Source organism: Streptomyces sp. NPDC044571 (assembly GCF_040647115.1).
Classification (GTDB): Bacteria; Actinomycetota; Actinomycetes; order Streptomycetales; family Streptomycetaceae; genus Streptomyces.
Genome location: NZ_JBEZBN010000050.1, coordinates 1 through 24,968, shown reverse-complemented (window position 1 = coordinate 24,968; position 24,968 = coordinate 1). Strand labels below are relative to the sequence as shown.

Here is a 24,968-nt window from a genome sequence, read left to right as displayed (position 1 = left end):
CCCATGCCGAAAGCCGCGAAAGCCTTCACGGCGAGGGTGCTGCTACTGCGCCAGGCCGTTGCCGGGCCGGCGGTCCTCGCGACCAGTGCGCTCACCGGCCGACGGGCCGGGCCGCGGGGCCGGGTCGCGCCACATGGGCCAGAGGGGCGGTCCGCCGTCCGGGAGCCGGATCTCCCGTGTGACGCGGAAGCCGAGCCGTTCGTAGAAGGGAACGTTCGAGGCCTTGCTGGACTCCAGGTACGCGGGCTGCCCGAGCCGGTCGCAGTGGGCCGGCTGTTCCTGCACCAAGGCCGAGCCGACCCCTGCTCCCTGCACCGCCAGATCGGTCCCCAGGGCCGGCAGATACCAGTGCGGGGCGTCCGGATGGGCCTCGTGCAGGGTGTTCTGCACCTCGGCCGCCCGTCCCATCCGCCGTACGCCGAAGACGCGGGCGTACCGCGGCAGCGCCGCCAGCGCCTGGAGCGCGGAGGCCGCCCAGCGACCCGGACCCGACCACAGGGCGGCCGCCGGCAGCCGTCCGTCGGCGGTCGCGGCCACACGCACCGCGCCGGCCCGCGGCCGCTGCTGCCGCTGGGCCAGCTCGAAGTACAGGGCGACTCTGTGCACCCGGTCGGACGGGTCCGGGATCATCCACCCCATGACCGGGTCATCGGCGAAAGCGCACGCCAGGAGCGCGGCGACCGTGCTCGACTCGGCCGGACGCGCGCGCCGGATCCCGTATCCGTCGGCCGGCAGCGCTGCGCGTGCGTACATGCGGCCACGGTAGGCAGCGCGACCGGGCCGGGGCTGGCGCCCGCCGGTGGACACGCCGTACGGGTCGTCCTTCCGTCGCCACCCTCGGGTCCGGCAACCCCGTGACGACCCGAATCTCTTTGTCCGCCCGATGATCACGGGTTAGTGTCCCCGGGCACGTATCGGGGGATCACGGCAGGCGGGGGACATGGCCGAGGGCGGGGACGGACGTACGACGAGCGCCGGGGCGTGGGGTCAGGCCGTCGCGGCCGTGGTGATGGTCGCGGCGCTCGGGGCCGGCCTGTGGACCTTCCAGCAGGCGTCGATGTCGGCGGGGGCCTCGCCTGCCGCATGCACCGGCGGACGGCCCGAGCAGGCGTCCGGGCGCCTCTCGGGCGCCCAGCTCTGCGCGGCGCTGAACCGCCCCGACCTCGCAGGACTGCTGGGAACGCCCGGTCAGGCCGTGCAGAGTGCCGAAGGCGGCGACGGCTCCTTCAGGCCTGCCGGCGGGGAGGAGATCGCCGCTCCGTCGGCCCGGGTCGAGTTCGCGACCTACACCGTCGAGCTGACGGCCACCTACGACGACCTCCCGGTGGCCGCGTCCGCCTCGTCCCTGGGAGACGGCGGGCAGCGTACGGTCCTGGGCCGCCCGGCCGCCTTCTCCTCGGACCGCACCACCAGAATCACCTTCCGCCTCGACGGAAGCGATGCCGCCGGCCGTCCCGGGGTCCCGACCCGTACCCTCACCGTGGCGAGGGACCCCCAGGACAGCGGCGGTTCCTTCGACATGACCCTCTGGCGCGCGGACGGCGTCGTGCCGGACGACGCGGTGCTGCTCCGCGTCGCGGAGGCCGTGCTCCCCACGGTGCCGGGGTGGGTCGCCGAAGGCTGACCCCCTGCCAGGGAGCCGGCGGGTCGGGCAGGTCGCCCGCTGCGCGGGTACGCCGCCCGCCGCGGCCTGGGATGCGGCGCCCGGTGCCACTCGGCACGACCGTGCCCCCGCGGGAAACAGTGACATGCATCACGGCCCCCCAGAAGATCACGGAAGCATCACGTCCATGAACACCTCGCCGACATGTCGAGATTTGTCCGATTGGAATCGGGCATTCCCGTCTCCGCCGAAATGGGCGTCTCACTTGGCGGGACGCCTTGGGTCAACTTTCCACATCACGGGTGTTTCTGATGGCCGATCATTCGTCTCACGCAAACCGGCGATCGTACGGTCAGCATGACTCTCCGCCCATTTCAAGCCTGGCTTCCGGTGCTGCCCCGCGGGCCGGCGGCGAAACTTGCCAGCCCGTTCCCGGCCTTCTCACAATGGCGGCCCGCTCGGCGCTCCGGCAGTTCAGCCGCAGGGGCGCTCGCAGAAACCAAGTGAGGTCACGCATGCGGAAGCACCGTAAGAGGACGCAGCACAAGAAGAAGATATTCATCGCCGCCGCCGCCCTGGGCATCGTGGGCATACCCACGGCCGCCATGGCGTGCCTGGGCCCTCAGGGGTCGGGTGCGGCGACGGCCGACGGCAAGCAGTACAAGCGCCCCTCCTACAGCGCACCTTCCTCCAGCGCCTCCTTCCCCAGCGCGCCGATCCAGAACCTGACGGGCAGCGCAGGCACCCCGGTCGAGACGACCCCGCCGGCCGCGCAGCCCACCCGGGCTCCGCAGGAGGCGCAGCCGTCCACCGAGCCGACGAAGCGCCCCACGGCGGCGACCCCGGCGAAGCCGGCCCCGGTCCGGCCGGCGACCCCGGTCGGCCCGCCCAAGACTGCCACCCCGACCGAGGCGCCCTCGGGTCCGGCCGCCGAAGTGGTGGCCCTCGTCAATCAGGAACGCGCCAAGGCCGGCTGCCCGGCGCTCACCGTGAACGCGAAGCTGACGAGTGCCGCGCTGAACCACAGCAAGGACATGGCCGCGCACGCCAACATGTCGCACACCGGCTCCGACGGCTCCGACCCGGGCGAGCGCATCACCCGGGCCGGCTACGCCTGGATGACCTACGGCGAGAACGTCGCCTACGGCTACAGCACGCCCCAGCAGGTCATGACCGGCTGGATGAACAGCCCCGGGCACAGGGAGAACATCCTGAACTGTGCCTTCAAGGAGATCGGTGTCGGCCTCGCAGGGCCGAACTCCTACTGGACGCAGGACTTCGGCGCGACCCGCTGACGCCGCCCGGCCGGGCCCGCGGAGCCCACGGCACCGCCCCGCGGGCCCGGGTTCACCGCCCGCCCCGGGTGCGCGGCCCCACGGGCCCCGGTGCGCCGACCGGCGGACGACCGGGTGCCCCCGGCAGCACGCCGGGGGCACGCCGTCCGCCCCTTGTCGCCTCCGCCGAGTACTCACCCGCCGCCGGTCACATCGCGCCCCGGGCCTCGTGGACTGCATCACACCGGGGCGGACGCCCCGCCGTCGGCCGCTGCCCCGCACGACCACTTGAAGCGCAGGCCAGGCGGCTCACGCCAGCCGTGTGGAGCCCCTCGGGCCGAACCGCCCAAGCGTCGAAAAATAGGACAACAACCCCATAAGCCGTATTCACTTCGGTTTCCCGTCATATACCACTTGATGGTGTGTCAGCCGCAAACGCGCGAGGCATAATCGGGCCCGGTCGTCTCCGGAAGCGGTAGAGCCATCGGGGCGCCGACTGACCCCTCGTCGGAATTCCGCACGGACCGATCCCCAAGGCGTTGTAGATGTCCCTGGCCAGCCGCACCCGCCTCGCGGCACTGCTCGCCACGCTCGGCGTCGGCGTCGTCGGTGTGACGAGCTGGGCCTACGGGTACGCGACCGCCCAGCAGTCGGCGGCCCCCGAGGCGATCGTCCGCCCGAGCGTGACCGAGGGCTCCGTCCTCCAGGTCGTCGCACATCCCGATGACGACCTCTTCTTCCTGAACCCCGACCTGAGCCGCTCGATAGCAACCGGCATCAAGGTCGCCACCGTCTACCTGACCTCCGGCGAGTCCGACGGCAGGAACGAAGCCCACAGCCCGCACCTGGACGACCCCGCCGGCCCCGCCGACCGCGCCGCCTACGCGGAGGCCCGGCAGAACGGCATCCGGGCCGCCTACGCGGAGATGGCCACCGGCAAGCGCACCAGTGCCTGGCAGCGCACTTCCGTACCCACCGTCGGCGGGGGGAGCGCGGAGGTGGACGTCCTCGTCGCCCGGCCCGAGGTCAACCTGGTGTGGATGCAGCTGCGGGAGGCGCGGAGCATCTCCGACGACAACCCGGAGAGCCTGCGGGGTCTGTGGGACGCCAAGGTCCCCTCCCTCGGCGCCCAGCTGACCTCCGGGACGCCGGTCAAGCCCTGGTTCTCGTACACCAAGGACCAGGTCATAGACGCCATCGCGAAGGTGTTCGCGATGTACAAGCCGACCACGATACGGACGCAGGATCCGACGCCCGGCAGGTCGGAGGGCAGCGGCGTCTTCCTCGACCACCAGGACCACGTCTACGGCGCCCGCTTCGTGCAGGCCGCGGCCGAACGCTACGCGAAGTCCACGGACCGGCCGCACTTCTCGGTCCAGAACTACGTGAGCTACCCCAACACCTCCCTGCCCCCGACGCTCGACCCGCAGACGGCCGAGGAGAAGCTCGGCTACCTCAAGACCTACGCCTGGCTGGACCACCAGGACTGGTGCGGCAGCCCCGCCGGCTGCGGCGACCGCAAGACCGCGACCCGGCCCGCCGGCGCCGGCTGGAGCCAGACCATCCGCTACGGCCGGGGCGACGGCACCTCCTGGATGGCCGAGGGTGTCGCCGGCAGGCTGTGGGCCTTCGCCGTCCTGGACGGCCGTATGGCGTACTGGTCGCGCAGCGGGCCCCAGGCGCCCTGGCAGGGACCCCGGCTCCTTTCCGGCGCGGGCATCGACGCGGGTGCGACGGCGGTCCGGCTCCCCGACGGCCGGATCGCCGTGTTCGGCACCCGCACCACCCTGGGCTCGACGGCCCGGGAGTACGGACGGGACCTCGTGTACGCCGTCCAGGCCGCACCCGACGGCGCCTTCGGCCCGTGGCAGTCGCTGGGCACCCCCGACAAGGTGGACATATCCGGGACCTCGGCGATCAGTGCACCGTCCGTCTCCGTGGACCCCACCGGCCGGATGACGGTGTACGTACGGGACTCCCGGCGCACTCTGCGCGCCCGTGCGCAGGAGACCCCCGACGGCGCCTTCGGTGCGTGGCAGGCCCTGGGCGGCACCGGTCTGCTGGGTGATCCGGTCACCGCGACCGACGCGTCGGGGCGGCGCCACGTGTACGCGGCGACGGCCGGGACGGTACTGGCCTGGGTCCAGCCGGCACCGGACGCCCCGCACAGCGGACCCTTCCGGACCGGGCTGCCGGCGACCACGGGCCCGCTGTCGGTGAGCCCGCAGGGAGACGGCGTCCGCCTGTACTTCCGCCGGCCCGGTACGGGCGCCGTCGCCACGAGCCTGGCCACCGCGGCGGGCGAGGGCGCGCCGGAGTTCTCCCCGGTCACCGAGGTGGGCGGCCAGGGCGGCTACGGCGCCGTCGGCGTCGCGGGCCGCCTGCTCGCGGGGCGCGCGGGCGAGGGCACGGTCAGCGTGTCGGACGCGGACGGCACGCAGTCCTGGTACGAGTCCCAGATGTTCTACACGGGCGCGCCGGCGGCCGTGGCCGAGCCGGACGGCACGGCCCTTGCGGCGGCGCTCGGCCTGGACGCCGGTCTGCACGTCACGACGGCTCCCTCGGCCGGATCCGAGCCGCTCGGCAGCCGACCGCCCTCCCCGTGGCACCGGGCGGTCCAGCCCTCGACGGTCGCGCAGGCCGGCGCAGCCCCCTCCCGGGGGTAGCTGCCGCGGGGCCCCGCCCCGCGGGCGCGTCGCGCTGCTCCGGCCCTTCAGGTGGCAGCGCTGATCGGCGCGGGCGAGGATGGCGGACAGACCACGTCGCGGCCCGACGGAGGTCGGCTCCTGACCAAAGTCGTGGCCAAGGCTCGTGGCCAAGGTCCTGACCACCGGCGATTGGGGCTCCCATGACCCCTTGCTCCACAGGGTGCGGGCGCGCGATACCGGGAACGGTTCGCGCCGTGGCCTCCTTCGCCGTGCTGGCGGCCTTCGCGACGGGATGCAGGAACGATTCCGCGCCGGCGTGGGGGTACCCGGAGCTCAGAACGACCCTGGGCTCGTTGTCCCGGGCCCTCGAAGAAGGCTGCGACGACACGACCCCCGAGAGCTGCGTCGCCGAGCTCGACCGGCTCGGCGAGCTGGCGGACCGGGCCTTCGGCGAGGTGCTCGATCACCGGCTCCTCGACAGCCGCTACGTCGACGCCAAGAACGAGCTGGACCGGGCGCGAGAGCTCCGCGCCGCCGCCGCGGAAGAAGCCCGGGCGCGGCGCGATCCGCACTACCTCCCGTTCAGGCGCGCGGTGGCGGCGGAAAGGCTCGCCTGCCGGCGCCTCCTGGCCGCGCTGGAGAGCGTCCGTACCGCTCCACCGCCGGGTGACGGGACGGAGCCCGTCTGAGGACTTGCCCCCGGAGCGCCTGAGAGTCCTGCCGCAAGGCCGGGACCGCGTGGGACTACGGCCGCAAGGGCGGGGTGGGGAGTGGCGTGCCGTCGAGCGCCACGAGGGAGAGCACGACGATCGAGTCCGTCCACGCGAGCGGGGCGACCGATGCGGGCCTGCCCTCCTTGTCCACCTTCTCCGGCAGTTCGCCGAGCGAGTTCCGCTTGGCGAGGACCCAGTCCAGGACCTGACCGGCCTTCGCCGGCCTCCCCGTACCGGCCCACGCCAGCGCGAAGAACGAGGTACTCGGCGTCCAGGCGTTGCCACCCCAGGGCGCCGCGGGGTCGCTACCGGGAGTCAGGCCCCCATTGGGAAGGAGCAGGGCCTTGTACGTGGCATCGAGCGCCCGGGGCAGGCCGGCGGGGGCCGCGTTGAAGGGAGGAGCCATGAACGCCACCGCGCTGTCGTGTCCGTGCTGCCCGTCCACGGTGCGCTGATAGCCCAGGGGAGCGAACTTCGCGGAGATCCCGGAGGAGAGCCGCCTCGCGGCACTCGCCCAGCGCGCCGCGTCGTCGGTCCGGTTCACCTCCCGGGCGAGGTCCGCGGAGGCGTTGAGCCCGGCGAGCAGGGGCGCGGCCGTGCCGATGTTCGCCGTGGTCGTCGTCAGCTCCCAGTAGTCCGGTGACGCCGGGGGCAGCCCGTCCGCCCGCAAGGAGCCCGCCGCGTGGTCGGCCGCCTTGCGGACCATCGGGTAGAGGGCGGCCAGCCGGATGTGGCGGGTGGCCCGAGGAGCTGCCTGGTACCACTGCCAGGTCGCCCAGGGAACCCAGCCGTTGGCGTCGAGCTGCCACGGTCTGCCGTCCGGCGGGCCGGATCCGTCGAGCTTGGTCCGCGCCTCCCACGTGCCGTCCTTCCGCTGGGTCGCGGCGCTGAAGCGGAGGATCCGGTAGGCCTCGGCGTCATGGCCGGTGTGCGCGAAGGCGGCGGAGACGAAGCTGGAGTCACGCGGCCAGGAGTAGGTCCAGCCAGGAGTCCATCCCGCCGCCAGGGCGCCGTTCGGCCGGAGCAGGGCGCGCATGGCCAAGAGGGCCCGTTCGGCCGCCGCGCGCTGTGCCGGGGACCTGCCGGGGACCCTCCCGGCGGCCAGCCAGGCGCGGCTCTGCCCGATCTGCTCGCGCGCGGCCGGATGACCGAAGGCGACCACGACCGACGCCGTCCTGGCGGCGGGGAGGTACTTCCACCGGCCGGAGGGCAACCGCAGGACGTTGCTCCGCTCGACGTACCGTGCGCCCTTTGCGGTGGACGGCGGGACCCCTTCGGCGGCGGTCGTGTTGGAGAGGAGTCCGACGGTGGGGGCGGCGAGCATCGACCGGGGTGCGTAGCTGCCCTCGGCGTCACCGCGCCCCTGGTGCCCCACCGGGCTGACGAGGAACACCGGCCGCGCTTCTCCGGCGTGCCGCCGGGCATGGTCCCCCGCGGTGCACAGGGGAAGGGCGATGCACACCAGGGACGCCGTGACGACCGCCCATCGAAGGAGCGGGAGACCGGGCATCACCGCTCCCTCCGCCGGGCTCTGCGTCCGTGGATCCGGATTCCCCATCCTGGAAGAGCCGTACGGAGGCCGCCACGGCAGGCCCGCCGCCCGGGTGAGCCCGGGCCACCGTGAGGCCCCGTGACCGACGCGGCTCGGTACCCGTCCTGGCGTGCCCGGGATGCCGGGGGCCGTGAACGGTGCACATCATGGGTGTTCGCGGGCCTGCGGGTCACCGGAACCGGCGGGCGGATCCGCCGCCCGTCCGACCGGGCCTCCTGCACAGGGGTGGTGAATGAGCACGGCTTCGATCGAGGGCGAAAACCTCGGCAGACGCCCCCGGGCGGCGGACCGGGCAACCGGCCGCCCCGTGTGGAAAGGGCTCCTGCCGGGAGCCGCCGGGACCCTCGTCGCGGCGGCCGGCGCCCTGATCGCCGTCGGGTGCTTCCTCGGGCTGTACGTACGGCCCACGTCCGATGACTGGTGCGCCGCCTGGAAATCCCGTGACCTCGGCGTCCTCGGCATCACGTCCGACTTCTACCGGACCCAGAACGGCAGGGTCGCCAATGCCTTCCTGAGCGGTGTGTTCTACGGTGACGGACTGGCCGGAATCAAGATCCTTCCGACCGTCATCGCCGTCACCTTCACGGCAGGTCTGGTCCTGCTGGGGCGCGAGTTCGTCCGACTCATCGGCGGGAGACCCCGGCTGCTGATCCTGACCGCCTGCTCCTTGGTCGTCCAGGCACTGCTCTACTACGCGGGCACCCGCAGCTATCAGGTGCTGCTGTGGGCCCCTGCGACGATTTCCCACACCGTTCCGAGCGTCATCGGAGTGTGGGCGCTCCTCCTGGGCATACGGACCGTCCGCCACCGCCGTGCCGCCGTCCGTGCGGGCGGCTTCGCCGCCGCGTTCTTCATCGGATTCGCGCTCGGCACCCTGAGCGAGCCCTTCGCACTCGTCAGCGGCCTGCTCGCGGCCGGGGCCGGGCTGCTGAGCCTGCCCCGCCTCGGGCTGGCGCGGAACCGGCGCCCGTCCACCTGGTGCCTGCTCTGGTGCGCCGGCCTGGTGTGCGGGCTGGTCGTGCTGTACACGTCCCCCGGCGCACGGTGGCGCCGCGCCCAGCAGCCGGACAAGGAGTCCCCGCTCGCCGCGAGCGAACTCAGGGGCGCTTTCGAGGACTGGCTGCACATGTGGCACTCGGTCACCGGCCAGTGGGCCTACCTCGGAGCCGTCGCCGTCGGTGTCCTCCTGGGGCTGGGCAGCAGACTCCACGGCCCGCTGGGCCCTGCGGCCGCGGGGCGGGAACCACGGCGGGCCGTCCCGCGGCACATGCTGGTCATGCTGCTGCTGCTTCCCGTGCCCGTGGTGGTGCTGGGGTCGTTCGCGGTGGTGGTCGGCCTGCGCAGCGGCTACGGCCCCAGCGGGTGGACGTACGCCCGTACCTGGACGAGCTACCTCGTCCCGATGGAACTGGCGCTGTGCGGCTACGGCGCCCTGTGGGGAGTACGGGGCGGCCGGTGGTCGGCGGGCCGCCGCAACAGCGGCACGCTCCTCGGGGCCTGCACCGTGGCGGCGGCCTGCCTGGGGCTGGCGTCGGTGGCCGCGCTCGTCCCGAACGTCCGGCAGCTCACGACCGTCACGGTCGCCCGCGCCGTGGCCTGGGACGCCCAGAACTCCCGCATCCGCGCCGAGGCCGCGCAGGGCGCTGCGGCCGTGGGCTACAGGCCCCTGTACATCGGGGGTCTCGCCGAGCCCTTCTTCACGGCGGACTACGAACGCGACTGGGTCGCCGCCTGCGTGTCGAAGTGGTACCGCGTCGACCGGATCCACCGCCGCTGAGCCGTTGGACTGCGTCACGGGCCGGCGTCACCGGCCGGCGTCCCCCGGTGCACCCGTGGTCGGTCCGCGCGCACCCTCTGGCAGCATGACGGGATGGGAAATCGACAGACCGTCAGATCCGGATCCCCGTTGGAACCGCAGATCGGCTTCTCCCGGGCCGTTCGCGTGGGCAACCACGTAGCCGTCGCCGGCACGGCCCCCATCGGGGACGACGGCTCCACCGTGGGGCCGGGCGACGTATATGCGCAGACGGTGCGGTGTCTGGACATCGCCGAGCGTGCGCTGGAGGCAGCCGGAGCATCGCCGGCGGACGTCACACGGACGCGGATCATGCTGACCGACGTGACGCAGTGGAAGGAAGCCGCCCGAGCGCACGGCGAACGGTTCGCATCCATCCGGCCTGCGACCACGTTCGTCGAGGTGTCCCGCTTCATCGACCCGGACTGGCCCGTCGAGGTGGAAGTGGACGCCGTGGTCGATGGGGCGTCCACGTGACGCGCGCCGTGCAGACGTCGCCGACCTGCGGGCTCGGCGCGGTCAGTGGCTGTGTCGCGCTCCGTGTTCGAGCCGCTGGGAACGGGTTGCGGCGGCCGGGTCGCCGACGGGGAGCCGCCGCGGCTGCCCGCCGGGCCCGATCGCGGTGAGGGGGATGCCGAGGCTCTGGCACATCCGGTGGGTACGGGCCAGGGCACTGAGGGTCATGGGTGAGGGGTCCTGCGTCGGCAGCTCGATGGTGACCTGACCGGGGCGCTGGGTGTGGATGAGGGCCTCGATCTGGAGGGCGGCCGCGGCTCTGTTGTCGATGTCCAGATCCCTGAGGACCTTCACGTGCAGGGTGTCTTCGGTGATGTGGTGGGTGATGACCATGGTCCGCCTCCCGCTCACCCGGATCCGGGGCGGCACCGCCCGGCACGGGGGTGCCCGCTACCAGTGTGGGACACCTGCCCGGTACGGGCGAGCTCGTCCCGCCCCGGCCCCCCCACGCACCGGGTCCCGGCCTGGCGGAGCCGAGCGGGAGGGGCTCTACGGTGCGGCTTGTGCGGGGCGCGCAGCCCACGACCGTCGCCGGCCCGGCACCGGCCAGGGGCTACGCCCGTACGGCGGTCTCGGGTGCCAGGGGCGTCTTGAGGAGGCCGAGAGGGACCCGCCGGTCCGGGTCGGACCGTCGTGCGCCGCCCCGATGCCCAGGTCAGTCACCGGCCGGCGAAACACGGCCGGGCGCCCCCTGGGGCACCGCCACCTGAGGCGCACCGTCCCGGGGGGCGGTCGCCGTCGTGCGCGGGCCACCGCGGTGCACGACGGTGGCGGCCCGGCGGAACAGCGCGTGCAGGGGAATGACGCCGTAGCCCACGTACACCGAGGGTGGCCCGGCATCCGGGAGCCGTCAGCTCGGCCGGGAGCGGGCGATCGTCCGGCAGGAGCCGCGCACGGTGCCCACGCGCGCACCGATTGCCCGGTCGGCACCGGCTCCCCACCGGCCCCGGCCGGCCGCTTCGCGAACTCCCGTCGGCGGCACGCACACCCGTACGGGGGCGCCGAGTAGGCCTCCTCTACAGTGATCCGCCGGATCGGCCCTGCAGGCCGCGCCGGCCATCACCCCGTACAGCGGATGAGGAGTTCCCATGCCATCGCCAGGAGTGTCCCGACGTCGACTGATGTTCGCCGGAGCAGGGGTCGCCGCGGCCGCGGCGACGCCCGTCGCGGCGGCCGGCACCGCGCGCGCGGACACCGCGGTGAACCCCGCCGACATTCCCGACGGGGCACCGCTCATCGCGGTGAACCACCCGTCGACCCGGTGGAATTCCGCCCCCATCGTCAACCAGGACACCTCGACCACGCTGCAGGGCATCGCGTACGACTCCGTCAACGGGCACCTCTACACCCTGCAGATAGCCGGGGCGAGCCAGGTCGCCTACCTCAAGGCGGGCAGCCAGGCCGCCATCACGCCGTCCATCGGCGGCAACCAGCACGACACCTCCGGCGATCTGTGCCTCACCCGGCACGACCTGGACGGCAACGTCCTGGGTTACATGTACCTGCTCGGCTTCGGGCACGGCGTGTCGCTCGGCATCGAGCCGGCCACCGCGAGCACCCCGGCCTACGTGTGGACCGAGGCGAACGCGGCCAGGAGCGGCTACGGCCAGGAGATCGTTCGGTTCCCGTTCGCGGACCGGACCGTGCTGTGGACCAGCCACCCCTCGGTCCAGCGGCTGGCCTCCCCGGACCCGGCCGCCACCGCGATGACCCCGTACGTCGACGCGGCCCGCGGCATCCTCCTGCTGCGCTACGCACTCGGCGGCGAGCACTGGTTCGCCGCCTACGACCTGGCGGCGGCACGGACGGCAGCCGTCGGCGGCTCCGCCCTGCCGACCCCGCTGGCCCGGATCCAGCAGCCGTTCCTGCCCAAGGCGGACGCCAACGGCGCGCCCACGACCACGGCCGCCACGTTCCAGGGCTTCGCGTCGCACGGCCGGTACGTCTACATGCTGGACGGCGACCCCCGCACCAGCGACCCCTCGCAGCCGCTGTCCGGCGTGGACAAGTGGACCATCCACACGACGTCGATGGACCTCAACGGAGTGCTCAACGACCCGGCCACCGGCTACATCCTGCGCACGCACTCGGAGGCCGACGCGAGCGCCGACCCCCGCGAACCGGAGGGCATGGCCGTGTACACCGGCTCCCAGGGGCTGCGCCTCTGCTTCGGCATCACCAACAACTCCGTCGGCGGAACGCGTCAGTTCGACCTCTACTACAAGGTCTGACGCCGCCGTCGGACGCCGGTGACCGCAACCGGGCGCCCCGGGCCGTCGCCGTACGGGGCCGCCCGGCCACGGCGAAGGCCCGGGGCGCCGGAACGCCCGGCCCGCGCGGCCGCAAGGACGGCCCGTACGCAGGCCGACACGGCGAGACGGCACGCGGAGCGTCAGAAGGCCCACCGCGTGTGCGTGTACACGCCGTCGTCCCGACCGAAGCCGTACGCCGTGGCCGGAGCCACCGCGAACACCACCACGTCCCCCTTCCGGAAGGCGTCCCCGATCCCGTGGAAGGGGCCCTCGGGCGAGGTGATGTGCGACCCGTACTTCGCCTCGTACGCCGCGATCACCTCCTCCAGCACCGCCGCATCGGCAACCGGCTCCGCCGTGCCCTCGACCACGAGGTCGAGCCCTTCGGTGAGCGAGTTCCCCCCGGTGGTCAGCGCACAGTGACCGTCATGAGCGAGGTTCCTCGCCTTCTGTTCCCCCACGCCGGTCGAGAAGTACAGCACCCCCTCGTGCCAGGCGGCGATCACGGGCGTGACGTGCAGCCGGCCGTCGGGCCGCACCGTGGACACCCAGAAGATCTCGGCAGCCTCCAGCTGCCGCTGTGCCTCGGCCCACTCCGTGGCGGTGACGTCCGCGGCACCCGGACGGGGCCGGAGCGCGGAACTGTAGCGGGCGTCGAGCTCGGTCGTGGGCTGCTTCGCGGATCCCTGTGCCGGCATGGCAGATCTCCTTCCTCGCCCCATGGTGACCGGCTGCCCGCGCGGGAAACGTCGCCACGCCCATGGGTGCCCGTCGGCACGCCCGATCGGGGAGGGTCGGAAAGGCCCCAGGTGCCGCGCGCCCTGCCGCGGCTTCAGTCGTGCCCAACCGGCATCAAAGCAGCAATCCACCCCATAGCGGATTCCGGCGTATAGCCTCGCTCTGCAGAGCGACGAGGACGACGTACTCCGGGAGGCATCGTGAGTGAGCGACCGGTCCTTCTGCCCTACGCGGACCCGGCCTTCGTCGCGGATCCGTTCCCGCTGTACCGGCAGCTGCGCGAGGACGGCCCCGTGCGCCGCGTCGTCCTCGCGGGCGGCTTGGACGCCTGGCTCGTCACCCGCTACGAGGACGGACTCGAAGCCCTGTCCGACTCCCGCCTCAGCAGCGACGTCCGCGACGCCTCGGACACCCGGCTCCTGCGGCAGCTTCCCGAATCCGATCGCGAATCGATGCTGAGCACCATGCTCCGCAGCGACCCGCCCGATCACACCCGCCTGCGCCGCCTGGTCTCGAAGGCGTTCACCGCCCGCAGAGTGGCCGGCATGCGGCCCCGGATCCAGTCCCTCACCGACCGGCTGCTGGATGCGATCGTCCCGTCCGGCCATGCCGATCTCGTAGCGGACTTCGCGCTGCCGCTCCCGGTCACGGTGATCAGCGAACTGCTCGGGGTGCCGGTGGACGACCGTCACGACTTCCAGCGCTGGACCGACCGCATGATCATGCGGGGCAGCGAGCCGCCGGACCCCGTGGTGGTGAGCGAGGCGTGGCACCACATGCGCGCCTACGTGGCCGAGCTCATCCGGGCCAAACGGGAACACCCCGGTGACGACCTGCTCAGCGGCCTCATCGCCGCCCGCGACGAGGAACAGCAGCTGACCGAGGACGAGCTGATCGCCATGGTGTTCCTGCTGCTGGCCGCCGGCTACATCACCACCGTCAACCTGATCGCCGGCGGCATCGCCGCGCTGATCGCCCACCCCGCCCAGCTGGACCTCCTGCGCTCCGACCCCGAGCTGCTGCCCGGCGCGATCGAGGAGCTCCTGCGCTACGACGGCCCGGTCAGCCCCGGCATCGCCCGGTTCGCCCGGGAGGACGTCCAGATCGCGGGCGTGTCCGTTCCGCGCGGCGCGACCGTGCTGATCGCCTCGGCCATCGCCGACCGCGACCCCGCGCGGTTCCCCGACCCCGACCGCCTGGACATCACCCGGCAGGACAACGCCCACCTCGCCTTCGGGCACGGCATCCACTACTGCCTGGGCGCACCGCTGGCCCGGCTGGAGGGCCAGATCGCCATCGGTACCGCCCTGCGCCGACTCCCCGGTCTCGCCCTCGCCGTACCGCCGGAGGAGATCCGCTGGCGCCCCGGCGGCCTGCGCGGCCCTGAAAGCCTGCCGGTGACCTTCACCCCCGCCGGCCGGCAGCGCGATTGACGGAGAAAGGGAGCTCACCAAGATGGGCCATGCCCTGCAACGTGAGCTCCTGTTGTCGGACCTCGGGCTGGAAGAGGACGCCGCCGACGGGTTCGCACCCTTCTACACCGTCAACGAGGCGGGGCCGGAGCCGTCGCTGGCGGCCGCGCTCCTCTTCGACGAGCTCGCCCGCACGGAGGGCAAGCTGACCCTGGAGCTCAAGGCGCATTTCCGCGGGGCGTTCAAGGACCGGGGCGACGAGAACCAGGAGAACGCGCGCGACCAACTGATCGCGGAGAGGAAGGCTTTCGCCGAACAGCTCGACAAGCTCCGCCGCGGGCCATGAGCATGCAGGGCCACCGGCCCGTGCCGGGTGCGTGAGGAGCGCCGCTTCGGCCGTACGGTCACTCTTCCATGATCAACTTATAGCCCACCGGGGGGCTTGCGGCAAGGCCCGGGTCGTGCCGCAGAATCGCCGACCGGAGCCAGGAGCTGCTGACATGGGGAGCCGTAATGCGAGTGTTGTTGTCGACGTACGGGGCGCGCGGGAGCGTCGAACCGATGGTGGGACTCGCGGTGCGGTTGCGGGAACTCGGCGCGGAGGTGCGGGTGTGCGCGCCGCCGGACGAGGAGTACGCGGAGCTGCTGGCCGGTGCCGGTGTGCCGTTGGTACCGGCCGGTGCGCCGGTGCGCCCGCTGGTGACCACGGTCGTGCCGGGCTCGGCAGTGGGCCTGGCGCAGCGTGCGGCCGATCTGATGGCCGCCCAGTTCGGCACGGTCGCCGCGGCGGCCGAGGGGTGTGACGCGCTGGTGGCGACCGGACCGCTGCCGGTCACGGCCGGCGGACGGTCGGTGGCCGAGAAGCTGGGCATCCGCTACGTGCACGCGAGTCACACGCCGGTCAGCATGCCCTCGCCCCACCAGCCTCCGCCCGCTCGGCGGGGCCGGCCGATGCCGCCGGGGGTGGCCGACAACCGGGAGTTGTGGGACCTGGACGCCCGCAACGCGAACGAGATGTTCGGCGAGACCCTCAACGCCCACCGGGCGGCGATCGGCCTGCCCCCGGTGGACAACGTGCGCGACTACGCTTTCACCGAGAGCCCGTGGCTGGCGACGGACCCCTGCCTGAGCCCGTGGCAGCCGACGGACCTCGGCGTCGTACAGACCGGCGCGTGGATCCGGCCGGACGAACGCCCGCTCCCGCCCGAGCTGGTGGCGTTCCTGGACGGCGGCACACCGCCGGTGTACGTGGGCTTCGGCAGCATGCCCCTCGGCGACGCGAAGGGCGTCGCCCGGGCGGCCGTCGAGGCGGTCCGGGCCCAGGGCCGCCGGGCGGTCCTCTCCCGCGGCTGGGCCGAGTTGGTGCTGGTCGACGACCAGGACGACTGCTTCGTCGTCGGCGAGACCAACCACGCGGCGCTGTTCGCCCGGGTGGCCGCCGTCGTGCACCACGGCAGCGCGGGCACCACGACGACGGCCGCCCGCATCGGCGTACCCCAGGTGGTGGTGCCCCAGGGGGCGGACCAGCCGTACTGGGCCGACCGGGTGGCCGACCTGCGCATCGGCGGGGCACACGAGGGTCCGGCCCCGACCGTCGAGTCCCTGTCCGCCGCGCTGGAGACGGCCCTGGCCCCCGAGACCCGCGCCCGCGCGGCCGCCGTGGCCGACACGGTCCGCACGGACGGAGCGACGGTGGCCGCGAAGCTGCTGCTCGGCACGGTCGGCTGAGAAGGGCCGAGCCGGTCCGCGCCCCCCGACCCCTCACCCGGCCGGCAGGCGTTCCCCGGAGTGAACGCGGCGGACCGCCGGTGCGTCGAGAACGGGGGGAACAACCGCGGGGCGACCATGGGCGTGTCCTGCGGGCAGCGTCATCCGGTCGAAAGGAAACAGCCGTGTCCCCCGAGGAGAACAAGAGACTGGTCCGCCGCTTCTACCAGGAGATCGACGCGGGAAATGTCGACGCCATGGACGAACTGGTCGCCGAGGACTACAAGGACCACTCGCCGCCTCCGTTCCCGGGGCTCGGGGCGCCGGGCAGGGAGGGGCTCAAACAAGCCTTCCGGTTGTTCTGGGAGAGCACCCCTGGGGCCCACGACATCGAGGACCAGATCGCGGAGGGCGACAAGGTCGTGACCCGCCTCACCGCTCACGGCGTCTTCGAGAAGGACCTCCCCGGAATCCCCGCCACGGGCAAGCCGATCACCATGACGGGCACGGTCATCCACCGGATCGAGAACGGGAAGCTCGCCGAGAAGTGGTCCGACAAGGATCTGCTCGGATTCCTCCAACAGATCGGCGTCATCCCACCGCCGGACGGAACGGCCTGACGGCTCGACGTCCCGTCCCCGTTCCGCGCAGGGAGGGGGCCCTTCAGGCCTGCATACGCTCCGGCGGCCGGGGTAGCCCCCCGGGGTGGAACGTGAGCGGCTGACGTTCGACGGGTGGATCGCGGCCGTCGGAACGGAGTCCGGTACGCGCGTGGTCGTCGGGCACTGGCCGTGCTCGCCCCTGGGGCCGTTCAGCGACGTGATGCTGGAGCGTGCCGACGGACGGCGCATCCTCCTCGCGCCCACCGCCCGTATCGCGGCGTGCGTCGCGGACATCTACCACTTCGACGAGGTCCGCACCGTGCCCGTCAGCGTGCGGAGGCGGGACACCGCGTGGGACGTTGCGGCTGGGCCGTTGGTCCTGCACTTCACCGTCGGCGGACGGGGAGCGCTCGGCCTCGCGCTGCGCGCCGTCCCGCAGGCGCTCGCCCGGCGGCCGGGCTGGGCGGCGCTGGCCGACGTGCCCGCGCGCCTGCTGCCCGGCGTACGGACCCGGGGCAGCTCGCGCCCCGGATGCCGCCAGTGGTACGCGGCACGCGACCTCCGGCCGATCACGGGCGCCGCTGCGTCCTTCGACGGGGTCGACCTCGGTCCGCTCGCCGCCGTCGTCCCGCCCGTGCGGTTCGGTTTCGGGTCGGCCCCCGCAAGGCCGGCACTGGTGCGGGTGGTCTCCACCGTCGAACGCACCCGTGCAAGACCACCCCGGGCCCCACCGCCCTGACACCACCCCGCCTCCCTGGCCGCCCCGGCCCGGATCCGCTGCGAGTTCGGCGGCGTGCTCCACACCGTCCTGGCGCTGCGCATCGACGACGGCCTCGTCACCGGCCGCTGCGCCGTGCGCCATCCCCCAGAGGCTGGCGCACATGCGTCGGGAGACCGCCCTGCGCCGCTGAGCGGTCCGGCCACCGGGGAACCGGCCGTCGGTCCGCCCACACGACGGGGCGCGCCCGGTCCGGTCTACTCACGGCACAGGGCCGCGGCCGCGTGGAGGGCCGACCCCGTGGCCAGTGCCTCCTCGTCGAAGACGACGCGGTTGGAGTGGAAGTCGGGGGCTTCCTCGGGCGCAACCCCGGGCGGGCGGGCGCCGAGGAAGGCCATCGTGCCCGGCACCTGCTGGAGGACGTAGGAGAAGTCCTCCGCGCCCATGAACGGCTGGGGCAGTCGGTGGACCCGGTCGGGGCCGAGGAGCACGGCCGCGGTGTCGTGCAGGGCCGCAGTGCGGGCGTCGTCGTTGACTACGGGCGGGTAGCCCTCGGTCAGCTCCACCTCGACGCGGGCTCCGTGCGCGGCGGCGACGTGATGGGCGACGCGGGTGATGCCCTCGCGCACGAGCTGCCGCGTGGCGGGGGAGAGGGTGCGGAAGGTGCCGCGTAGCTCTGCCGTTTCGGGGATGACGTTGCCCGCCGTACCGGCGTGGAGGGAGGCGATGGTGACCACGGCCGGATCGAAGATGTAGACGGTCCGGGTGACCATGCTCTGCACGGCCTGGACGATCTCGCACGCGACGGGGACCGGATCCAGGGCGAGGTGCGGGGCGGAGGCGTGCCCGCCGCGGCCGCGGACGGTGACGTGCAGCCGGTCGGAGGCGGCGAAGGTCGGACCGGACCGCAGATGGACGGTGCCGCTGTCGAAGCGGGTCGTGACGTGCAGGGCGAACGCGGACCGCACGCCGCGGCCGTCGGCGGTCTCCAGTACGCCCTCGTCGATCATGTGCCGGGCGCCGCCGTCGGATTCCTCCGCGGGCTGGAACATGAACACGACACGCCCGGCCAGCTGCGAGCGCCGGGCCGACAGGAGCCGGGCAGCCGTGACGAGCATGGCGGTGTGCATGTCGTGTCCGCAGGCGTGCATGGCCCCCGGCACCCGGGAGGCGAAGTCCAGGCCGGTCTCCTCGTCCAGGGGCAGGGCGTCCATGTCGGCGCGCAGCAGGACCGCGGGGCCGGGCCGGGCGCCTTCGAGGGTGGCCGTGACGGAACTGAGGCCGGAGCCGGTGGCCACGTCCAGACCCAGCCCGTCCAGCGCCTCCAGGACGGCGCGCTGGGTGCGGGGCAGGTGCAGGCCCAGCTCGGGGAAGCGGTGGATGCTCCGGCGCAGGGCGACCGTGTCGGGCAGGAGGGCGTGCGCCTCGGCGAGCAGTCCCCGGAGTGCTTCCCGGGACGCGGTGGCCGGGTCTGCCGCGCTCACCGGACCACCTCCACCCCACGCCCGTCCGGGATGGTCATCTCCGCGCACGCATGCCGCCGCTCCAGGACCCCGGCCGGCAGGACGATACGCACGACAACTCCTTCAGCTGCACGGGACGGACGGGTCCTACGTCACATGTCATGAATGCCCTCCCATCGCGGCCGCCACGCCGACGGCGGTCCACGCGGCAGGCACCCCCGGTTTTGCGAGGTCCGCCCGCAGGCCGTCGTCAGGCCCTCAGGGCGCGGTGCTCTGGGTGGTGATCAGCTCGATCAGAGCCGGCAGCCCGCCCTCCGCCATCGCCCGGCGCTGCCGGTCGGCCGGCGCGCCGTCCCGGAGGAGCCGGTGGACGAGGGCGGTCACCTCGCGGGAATCACCGGCCTCATCCAGAGCCGGCCGTACGTGTCGCATGAGCAGGCCCACGGCGTCGCGGGCGCTGTGGCGCCCCCCTTCGCACCCCACCAGCGGGCCGCTCACGCCGTATCGGGCGGCCTGCCAGGTCGCGGCCTGCAGCAGTTCCTGGGGGCAATCCGGCAGCGGCGCCCCCGACTTCGCGTCCTGGACGGCGGTGGCGACGAGCGCGCGTACGAGGCCTGCGAACATCACCGCGTCGTCGGCCCGCAGCTGGACGTCGGTGCACCTGATCTCGACGGTCGGGTACTTCTCCGAGAGTCGGGCCTGCCAGTACAGCTGGCCTGCGTCCGTGATGACGCCCGAGTTCACGAGCCCGGCCACGCGCCGGTCGTAATCCGCGACACCGGCGAAGACCGGCGGGGGACCGCTGACCGCCCAGCGCCCGTAGACGAGGGTGCGCCAGCTGGCGAAACCGGTGTCGCGCCCCTCCCACAGGGGGGAGTTCGCCGACATCGCCAGCAGCGTGGGGAGCCAGACGCGGATCCGGTTGAGCACCTCGATGCCCATGTCCCGGTCCTGGACGCCCGCGTGGACGTGCATGCCGTTGATCAGTTGCTCGTCCACCAGGCGGCGTGCCTGGCAGCGCATCTCCAGGTAGCGCGCCTTGGGGGTGACGGGCACCGGCTCGGCGGCCATGACCGGTGCGGTCCCCGTCAGGGCCGCCCGGCAGCCGATCTGCTCGGCGGCTGAGCCGATGGCGTGCCGCAGGCGCAACAGGTGGCCGCCGACCTCGTCGAGCTCGGTGCACACCGGAGTGGCGATCTCGACCTGCGCCTGGAGGAGCTCGGCCTGGACCTCGTCCTCCTCGCTGACCGGATCCAGGCCTGCGGCCGCGCGGACCGCATCCGCCCGGGGCACCGGGAGCCCGGTGTCCGGATCCACCAGCAAGTACTCTTCCTCGACCCCGACAGTGATCACCTGGACGAGTATTCCAGCCGATGTCCGATGAGGGAATTTTGCCCGTTTCTCAGGGTGGCGTGGCGGGCCAGGGTCCGTCCGGCCCCTGCACCGAGAGTCAGAGATCGAACACAGGGGCTTAAGAGGCGTGTGTGCGGGCAGTCGCCCAGCATGTCGATCGCCTGTTCGGTCCAGGTCGCACGGCGTGGGCCGGCAGAGCACGGGAGTGAATGCACATGCTGGAGGAGGCGTCCGAGGCCTGCGTGAGACAGGCGCCCACAGGGCGGCGGTCCCGAGGTGCGAACCGACCTGGAGGTGCCGCATGTGTGGCCTGAGCGGAGAAGTACGTTTCGACGGCGGACGGCCGGACCTGGCCGCGGTCGAGCGCATGACCGACGAAATGGAGCAGCGGGGCCCTGACGGCAGGGGTCTGTGGTCCCAGGGGGCGGTGGCGCTGGGCCACCGGAGACTGAAGATCATCGACCTGTCGGAGAACGGCGCACAGCCCATGACCGACGCGCAGCTCGGCGTGACGGCCGTCTTCAACGGCTGCATCTACAACTACCGCGAGCTGCGCGGACGCCTCCAAGGGCTGGGGCACCGCTTCTACTCCGACTCCGACACCGAGGTCCTCCTCAGGGCTTACGGGCAGTGGGGTCGGGAGTGCGTCGAGTTCCTCGTCGGGATGTTCGCCTTCGCCCTGGTGGAGCACCGCACGGGCCGCGTGGTGCTGGGCCGTGACCGGCTCGGCATCAAGCCGCTGTACCTCACCGAGGACGGCGACCGCCTCCGCTTCGCCTCGTCCCTGCCCGCCCTGCTGGCGGGCGGCGGCGTCGACACGTCCCTCGACGCGGTGGCGCTGCACCAGTACCTGAGCTGGCACGGCACCGTGGCGGCGCCCCGGACCGTGCTGTCCGGCGTACGCAAACTGCCGCAGGCGACCGTCCGCGTCATCGAACGGGACGGCACGCACCGCGACCACTGCTACTGGCAGCCGTCGTACACCCGCCGCGCCGAGTTCGGCCGCGATCCGGCGCTCTGGCAGGAAGCCGTGCACGAGGCCCTCCGCACGGCCGTGAAGCGCCGCACCGTCGCCGACGTGCCGGTGGGCGTGCTGCTGTCCGGCGGACTGGACTCCAGCCTCATCGTGGCACTGCTCGCCGAACAGGGGCAGAGCGACCTGGCCACCTTCGCGATGGGCTTCGAGTCGGAGAGCGGGGAGGAAGGGGACGAGTTCCCGTACTCGGACCTGGTCGCGCGGCGGTACTCCACGGAGCACCACCAGTTCCTGATCCCCTCCGACCGGCTCCCCGCCGCACTGGAGTCGGCGATCGGCGCCATGAGCGAGCCGATGGTCAGCCACGACGCCGTGGCGTTCCACCTGCTGGCGGAACAGGTCGCCAAGGACGTCAAGGTCGTCCTGTGCGGGCAGGGCGCGGACGAGGTGTTCGCGGGGTACCACTGGTACCCGCGGATCGCCGCGGCCGGGCGCACCGATGCGCCGGACGCGTACGCGGAGGCCTACTTCGACCGCACGCACGACGACGTGACCGCCCTGCTGCACGAGGACGCGGCCCCCGACCACGACGCCTCGCGCGAGTTCGTCCGCGCGGACATGGCAGCCCCGGGCGCGGAGAGCGCGCTCGATGCCACCCTCCGCCTGGACATCCACAAGCTGATGACCGACGACCCGGTCAAACGGGTCGACAACATGACGATGGCCTGGGGTCTGGAGGCGCGGGTGCCGTTCCTGGACCAGGAGCTCGTCGAACTGGCCGCCGCCTGCCCTCCGGGGCTGAAGCTGGCCCAGGGCGGCAAGGGGGTGCTGAAGGACATCGGCCGGCAGATCCTGCCCCGGAAGGTCGTCGACCGCCCCAAGGGCTACTTCCCCGTGCCGGCGGTGCGGCACATGGCCGAGCCGGTGCTGAACCGGGTACGGGAGGCCCTGACCGCTCCGGAAGCGCGCCGACGAGGCCTCTTCGACCAGGACCGCGTGGCCGAGATGCTCGCGGACCCGGCCGGGCACCGGACGAAGCGCGGGGCCAGCACCCTCTGGCAGGTGGCCTCGCTGGAGATCTGGCTGCAGACCCACGGCATAACCTGACACTGAACCCCCGACGCCGAACCCCGAGACTGAACGGTGAGAGTCCCCGGAAGCCCTCGAAGAGGCCCCCATGCCCCTGGATCGCTCCGCACGCCGGCACCGTTTTCGGCCCGACGGCGCGGCGGCGCCCGGTCGGATCGCACGGCCCGACCCGGGCCCCGCCGCTCCGCCGGGCCCCGCCGCTCCGCCAGGCGCCGCGTCCGCGCCCGCAGCCGCGTCCCCGCCGGGCCCGGCCCTGGCGCCCGTCCCCGTCCACCTGGCCGACTCGGGCGCGGTGGACCCGCCGCCGGTGCTCGCCGCCCACGGGTGCTGGTACCCCTCGGCTGACCCCACCGGCGAGCACGTGGCGTACATCTGCGACCGGGCCGGTGTGCCGCAGCTGTGGAGCGGGCCTGCCCGCGGCGGCGAGGCCCACGTCCTCGACGCCGACCCCGACCCGGTGACGGAGGTGTCCTGGTCGCCCGACGGCCGGTGGATCGCGTACACCGCGGCGCCGGGAGGCGGCGAGCACACCCGGGTCCTGGTCGTACGCCCGGACGGGACCGGCCGCCGGGTGCTCGCCGGAGCCGAGCCGGGGGCTTCCGCCCACCTGGGCTGCTGGACCCGTGACGGCGCGGCGCTGGCCGTCACCGTCGCCCAGCCGTCGGGGGTGGCCGGAGCGCACAGCGGCGCGGGGCACCTGCCGCAGGACGCCGACCCGGCCGTCCCCGCCGGCCCTTCAGGGGAGGCGTGGACCGAACGCGACGGCCATGCGACCCTGCTCGATCCGCCGGCCCGGGCTGCGGGCTCCCGCGAGGGCGCGGCATACGGGGCGACAGCGCTACCGATCCTGGCACCTGTGGGGACGGCCCTGCCGATCCTGGCACCGGCGGCCCCGGGCGCGCCCGCCACGGCCCCTGGCGACGCCCACGCCCCCGTCGAGGCCCACGCCGGAGCGACGATGAGCGGGGGCCTGGCCGCCTACCTCCTCGACCCGGACGGCACCCGGGCGCCCGCCCTGCTCTACAGCGAAGCGGGCGCCGCCTCGCTGCGCGTGTGCGACATCGGCTCCGAAGGCCGGTTCGCGCTGCTGCGCCGGGGACCGCGCGGACGCCGCGAGGCACTCGTGCTGGACACGGCCTCGGCGGGTCGCATCACGATCAGGCTCCCCGTCGCCGACGGCGACCCGTGGATCGGCCGGCTCTCCGCCGACTCGCGGGTCCTGTGGCTGCGCAGCGACGCCGACCGCGAGTTCGCCGCCCTCCTCAGGGCCCGGCTGGACCAGGAGGGCGCCCTCCAGGACCTGGTCGTGGCCGCCGAACGGGAGGAAACCCCGCTCGACCTGCTGAGCCTTCCCGACCACGGCCGGTGGGCCCTGCTGGCCTGGAACGTACACGGCGCGAGCGAACTGGAGACCGTGGGCCTGCCCGCCACGCACGCGGACGAGCCCGTCGGCCCGCACCACCGGTCGGACCTGCCGCACGAGGTGGTGACCCGTATGGCTCCGGTCGGACGGGGCGGGTTGTTCGCCGCGCTCTCCGGCTCCCGGCGCAGGCCCGGCATCTGGGACCTGACCGGCGATTTCGCCCCGGTGCGCACCGGTTGGTCGGCGAGTGACGAGGACGCGAGGCCACCGGGACGGCCCCCGGCCACCCCGGTTCCGCTGCGGTGCCGTGCCCGGGACGGGCTCATGCTGGGCGGCTGGTACTACCGGGCGCCGGAACGCGACCCGGGGCGGCCGGGGCCGTGCGTGATCCACCTGCACGGCGGCCCGGAAGAGCAGGAACGGCCGGTGTTCAGCCCGCTCTACCACGAGCTGCTGGGCCGCGGCATGGACGTGTTCGCCCCCGACGTCCGCGGCTCCTCGGGCTGGGGACGGTCCTTCGTGGACGCCGACCTCGGTACCGGCCGGTTCGCGGCGATCAACGACGTGGCGGACTGCGCCGCGCACGTGGTCTCCCTCGGGTACGCCGATCCGCTGCGCCTGGCCGTGATGGGCCGCTCGTACGGCGGCTACCTCACCATGGCCTCGCTGGTCTGGCACCCCGACCTCTTCCGCACGGGCGTCGCCGTCTGCGGAATGTCGGACCTGGCCACCTTCTTCACCGGCACCGAGCCGTGGATCGCCCAGTCGGCCGCGGCCAAGTACGGCCACCCCGAGCGCGACCGGGACCTGCTGCGGGCCCTGTCCCCGATGAGCCGCATCGACCAGCTGCGCGCCCCGGTGATGGCCGTTCACGGAGAGCACGACACCAATGTGCCCCCGACGGAGTCGGAGCAGTTCGTCCGGGCCGCCCGTGAGCGGGGGGTACCGGCCGAACTGCTGACCCTGCGGAACGAGGGACACGAGTTCCTGCGGGCGGACAACCGCCGCCTGTACCGGCGGGCCGCCGCCGACTGGATGGAACAACACCTCGGCAGCGCCACGGCCGCGGCCCCCCGGTGACGGCCGGGGGGGGGGGGGGGGGGCGCCCCCCCCCCCCCCAGGCCCCCCGCCCCCACCCCCCCCCCCCCCCGACCGCGGAAATAGAAATGATAGTGGGGGAGCACAGCCACCCCC

21 protein-coding genes are annotated in these 24,968 nt (G+C 73.4%); 14 read left to right on the top strand and 7 right to left on the bottom strand.

The window, feature by feature from the left end:
- Nucleotides 1-42 precede the first annotated feature (42 nt).
- Entirely contained in the window at nt 43-753 is a 711-nt protein-coding gene (locus tag AB0B01_RS24035) for a GNAT family N-acetyltransferase (protein ID WP_361722666.1), read from the bottom strand.
- A 187-nt stretch (nt 754-940) separates the two neighbouring features.
- Here AB0B01_RS24035 and AB0B01_RS24030 point away from each other — a divergent pair, with 187 nt between their 5' ends.
- The 4 genes from AB0B01_RS24030 (at nt 941) to AB0B01_RS24015 (ending at nt 6,214) form a co-directional block, all read left to right on the top strand.
- A complete protein-coding gene (locus AB0B01_RS24030) occupies nt 941-1,624 on the top strand; it encodes a DUF6215 domain-containing protein (protein ID WP_361722663.1) in 684 nt (227 codons plus the stop codon).
- Between the two features lie 494 nt (nt 1,625-2,118).
- Entirely contained in the window at nt 2,119-2,898 is a 780-nt protein-coding gene (locus AB0B01_RS24025) for a CAP domain-containing protein (protein ID WP_361722660.1), read from the top strand.
- 524 nt (nt 2,899-3,422) lie between these two features.
- A complete protein-coding gene (locus AB0B01_RS24020) occupies nt 3,423-5,543 on the top strand; it encodes a PIG-L family deacetylase (protein WP_361722657.1) in 2,121 nt (706 codons plus the stop codon).
- A 236-nt stretch (nt 5,544-5,779) separates the two neighbouring features.
- Entirely contained in the window at nt 5,780-6,214 is a 435-nt protein-coding gene (locus AB0B01_RS24015; RefSeq protein WP_361722654.1) for a hypothetical protein, read from the top strand.
- Nucleotides 6,215-6,269: 55 nt separating this feature from the next.
- On the opposite strand, the gene AB0B01_RS24010 is transcribed toward AB0B01_RS24015, so the two are convergent.
- The gene (locus AB0B01_RS24010; protein ID WP_361722651.1) at nt 6,270-7,748 is read right to left on the bottom strand and encodes a hypothetical protein; all 1,479 of its coding nucleotides are present in this window, start codon (nt 7,746-7,748) and stop codon (nt 6,270-6,272) included.
- Nucleotides 7,749-8,022: 274 nt separating this feature from the next.
- Here AB0B01_RS24010 and AB0B01_RS24005 point away from each other — a divergent pair, with 274 nt between their 5' ends.
- Both AB0B01_RS24005 and AB0B01_RS24000 read left to right on the top strand, forming a co-directional pair.
- Nucleotides 8,023-9,567, top strand: coding sequence for a hypothetical protein (locus AB0B01_RS24005; protein ID WP_361722648.1), 1,545 nt, complete (start codon nt 8,023-8,025; stop codon nt 9,565-9,567).
- 93 nt (nt 9,568-9,660) lie between these two features.
- The gene (locus tag AB0B01_RS24000) at nt 9,661-10,062 is read left to right on the top strand and encodes a RidA family protein (protein ID WP_361722645.1); all 402 of its coding nucleotides are present in this window, start codon (nt 9,661-9,663) and stop codon (nt 10,060-10,062) included.
- A gap of 42 nt (nt 10,063-10,104) precedes the next feature.
- Here AB0B01_RS24000 and AB0B01_RS23995 read toward each other — a convergent pair whose 3' ends face one another.
- Together AB0B01_RS23995 and AB0B01_RS23990 are read right to left on the bottom strand one after the other, a co-directional pair.
- Nucleotides 10,105-10,434, bottom strand: coding sequence for a hypothetical protein (locus AB0B01_RS23995; protein WP_361722642.1), 330 nt, complete (start codon nt 10,432-10,434; stop codon nt 10,105-10,107).
- A 322-nt stretch (nt 10,435-10,756) separates the two neighbouring features.
- The gene (locus AB0B01_RS23990; RefSeq protein WP_361722722.1) at nt 10,757-10,864 is read right to left on the bottom strand and encodes a hypothetical protein; all 108 of its coding nucleotides are present in this window, start codon (nt 10,862-10,864) and stop codon (nt 10,757-10,759) included.
- Nucleotides 10,865-11,204: 340 nt separating this feature from the next.
- Between AB0B01_RS23990 and AB0B01_RS23985 the strand changes: the two genes are divergently transcribed.
- Nucleotides 11,205-12,332 carry a hypothetical protein gene (locus AB0B01_RS23985; protein WP_361722639.1) on the top strand — a complete coding sequence of 376 codons (1,128 nt, stop codon included), beginning with the start codon at nt 11,205-11,207 and terminating at the stop codon, nt 12,330-12,332.
- 161 nt (nt 12,333-12,493) lie between these two features.
- Here AB0B01_RS23985 and AB0B01_RS23980 read toward each other — a convergent pair whose 3' ends face one another.
- On the bottom strand, nt 12,494-13,051 hold the full coding sequence (locus AB0B01_RS23980; RefSeq protein WP_361722636.1) for a pyridoxamine 5'-phosphate oxidase family protein: 558 nt from the start codon (nt 13,049-13,051) through the stop codon (nt 12,494-12,496).
- A gap of 240 nt (nt 13,052-13,291) precedes the next feature.
- Between AB0B01_RS23980 and AB0B01_RS23975 the strand changes: the two genes are divergently transcribed.
- From AB0B01_RS23975 to AB0B01_RS23955, 5 genes are all read left to right on the top strand, one after another.
- Nucleotides 13,292-14,524 carry a cytochrome P450 gene (locus AB0B01_RS23975; protein WP_361722633.1) on the top strand — a complete coding sequence of 411 codons (1,233 nt, stop codon included), beginning with the start codon at nt 13,292-13,294 and terminating at the stop codon, nt 14,522-14,524.
- 22 nt (nt 14,525-14,546) lie between these two features.
- Nucleotides 14,547-14,849, top strand: coding sequence for a hypothetical protein (locus AB0B01_RS23970; protein WP_361722630.1), 303 nt, complete (start codon nt 14,547-14,549; stop codon nt 14,847-14,849).
- 167 nt (nt 14,850-15,016) lie between these two features.
- Complete coding sequence (locus AB0B01_RS23965) at nt 15,017-16,231, top strand: glycosyltransferase (protein ID WP_361722627.1); 1,215 nt, start codon at nt 15,017-15,019, stop codon at nt 16,229-16,231.
- A gap of 164 nt (nt 16,232-16,395) precedes the next feature.
- Entirely contained in the window at nt 16,396-16,830 is a 435-nt protein-coding gene (locus AB0B01_RS23960; protein WP_361722625.1) for an ester cyclase, read from the top strand.
- Between the two features lie 85 nt (nt 16,831-16,915).
- On the top strand, nt 16,916-17,551 hold the full coding sequence (locus AB0B01_RS23955) for a hypothetical protein (RefSeq protein ID WP_361722622.1): 636 nt from the start codon (nt 16,916-16,918) through the stop codon (nt 17,549-17,551).
- Nucleotides 17,552-17,787: 236 nt separating this feature from the next.
- On the opposite strand, the gene AB0B01_RS23950 is transcribed toward AB0B01_RS23955, so the two are convergent.
- A complete protein-coding gene (locus AB0B01_RS23950) occupies nt 17,788-19,014 on the bottom strand; it encodes a M20 family metallopeptidase (protein WP_361722619.1) in 1,227 nt (408 codons plus the stop codon).
- A gap of 237 nt (nt 19,015-19,251) precedes the next feature.
- Nucleotides 19,252-20,346, bottom strand: coding sequence for a glutamate--cysteine ligase (locus AB0B01_RS23945; RefSeq protein WP_361722616.1), 1,095 nt, complete (start codon nt 20,344-20,346; stop codon nt 19,252-19,254).
- 301 nt (nt 20,347-20,647) lie between these two features.
- Here AB0B01_RS23945 and AB0B01_RS23940 point away from each other — a divergent pair, with 301 nt between their 5' ends.
- Nucleotides 20,648-22,429: an N-acetylglutaminylglutamine amidotransferase gene (locus tag AB0B01_RS23940; RefSeq protein ID WP_361722613.1), complete on the top strand. Its 1,782-nt coding sequence runs from the start codon at nt 20,648-20,650 to the stop codon at nt 22,427-22,429.
- Between the two features lie 70 nt (nt 22,430-22,499).
- On the top strand, nt 22,500-24,854 hold the full coding sequence (locus AB0B01_RS23935; RefSeq protein ID WP_361722610.1) for a prolyl oligopeptidase family serine peptidase: 2,355 nt from the start codon (nt 22,500-22,502) through the stop codon (nt 24,852-24,854).
- Nucleotides 24,855-24,968: the final 114 nt, after the last annotated feature.

Bases quoted from the DNA above. Each gene is read 5' to 3' on its own strand.
- AB0B01_RS24020 (WP_361722657.1), top strand. From the start codon at position 3,423: ATGTCCCTGGCCAGCCGCACCCGCCTCGCGGCACTGCTCGCCACGCTC.
- AB0B01_RS23935 (WP_361722610.1), top strand. From the start codon at position 22,500: ATGCCCCTGGATCGCTCCGCACGCCGGCACCGTTTTCGGCCCGACGGC.
- AB0B01_RS23940 (WP_361722613.1), top strand. From the start codon at position 20,648: ATGTGTGGCCTGAGCGGAGAAGTACGTTTCGACGGCGGACGGCCGGAC.
- AB0B01_RS24030 (WP_361722663.1), top strand. From the start codon at position 941: ATGGCCGAGGGCGGGGACGGACGTACGACGAGCGCCGGGGCGTGGGGT.
- AB0B01_RS23965 (WP_361722627.1), top strand. From the start codon at position 15,017: ATGCGAGTGTTGTTGTCGACGTACGGGGCGCGCGGGAGCGTCGAACCG.
- AB0B01_RS24025 (WP_361722660.1), top strand. From the start codon at position 2,119: ATGCGGAAGCACCGTAAGAGGACGCAGCACAAGAAGAAGATATTCATC.
- AB0B01_RS23995 (WP_361722642.1), bottom strand. From the start codon at position 10,434: ATGGTCATCACCCACCACATCACCGAAGACACCCTGCACGTGAAGGTC.
- AB0B01_RS24000 (WP_361722645.1), top strand. From the start codon at position 9,661: ATGGGAAATCGACAGACCGTCAGATCCGGATCCCCGTTGGAACCGCAG.
- AB0B01_RS23970 (WP_361722630.1), top strand. From the start codon at position 14,547: ATGGGCCATGCCCTGCAACGTGAGCTCCTGTTGTCGGACCTCGGGCTG.
- AB0B01_RS24005 (WP_361722648.1), top strand. From the start codon at position 8,023: ATGAGCACGGCTTCGATCGAGGGCGAAAACCTCGGCAGACGCCCCCGG.
- AB0B01_RS23980 (WP_361722636.1), bottom strand. From the start codon at position 13,051: ATGCCGGCACAGGGATCCGCGAAGCAGCCCACGACCGAGCTCGACGCC.
- AB0B01_RS24035 (WP_361722666.1), bottom strand. From the start codon at position 753: ATGTACGCACGCGCAGCGCTGCCGGCCGACGGATACGGGATCCGGCGC.
- AB0B01_RS24010 (WP_361722651.1), bottom strand. From the start codon at position 7,748: ATGCCCGGTCTCCCGCTCCTTCGATGGGCGGTCGTCACGGCGTCCCTG.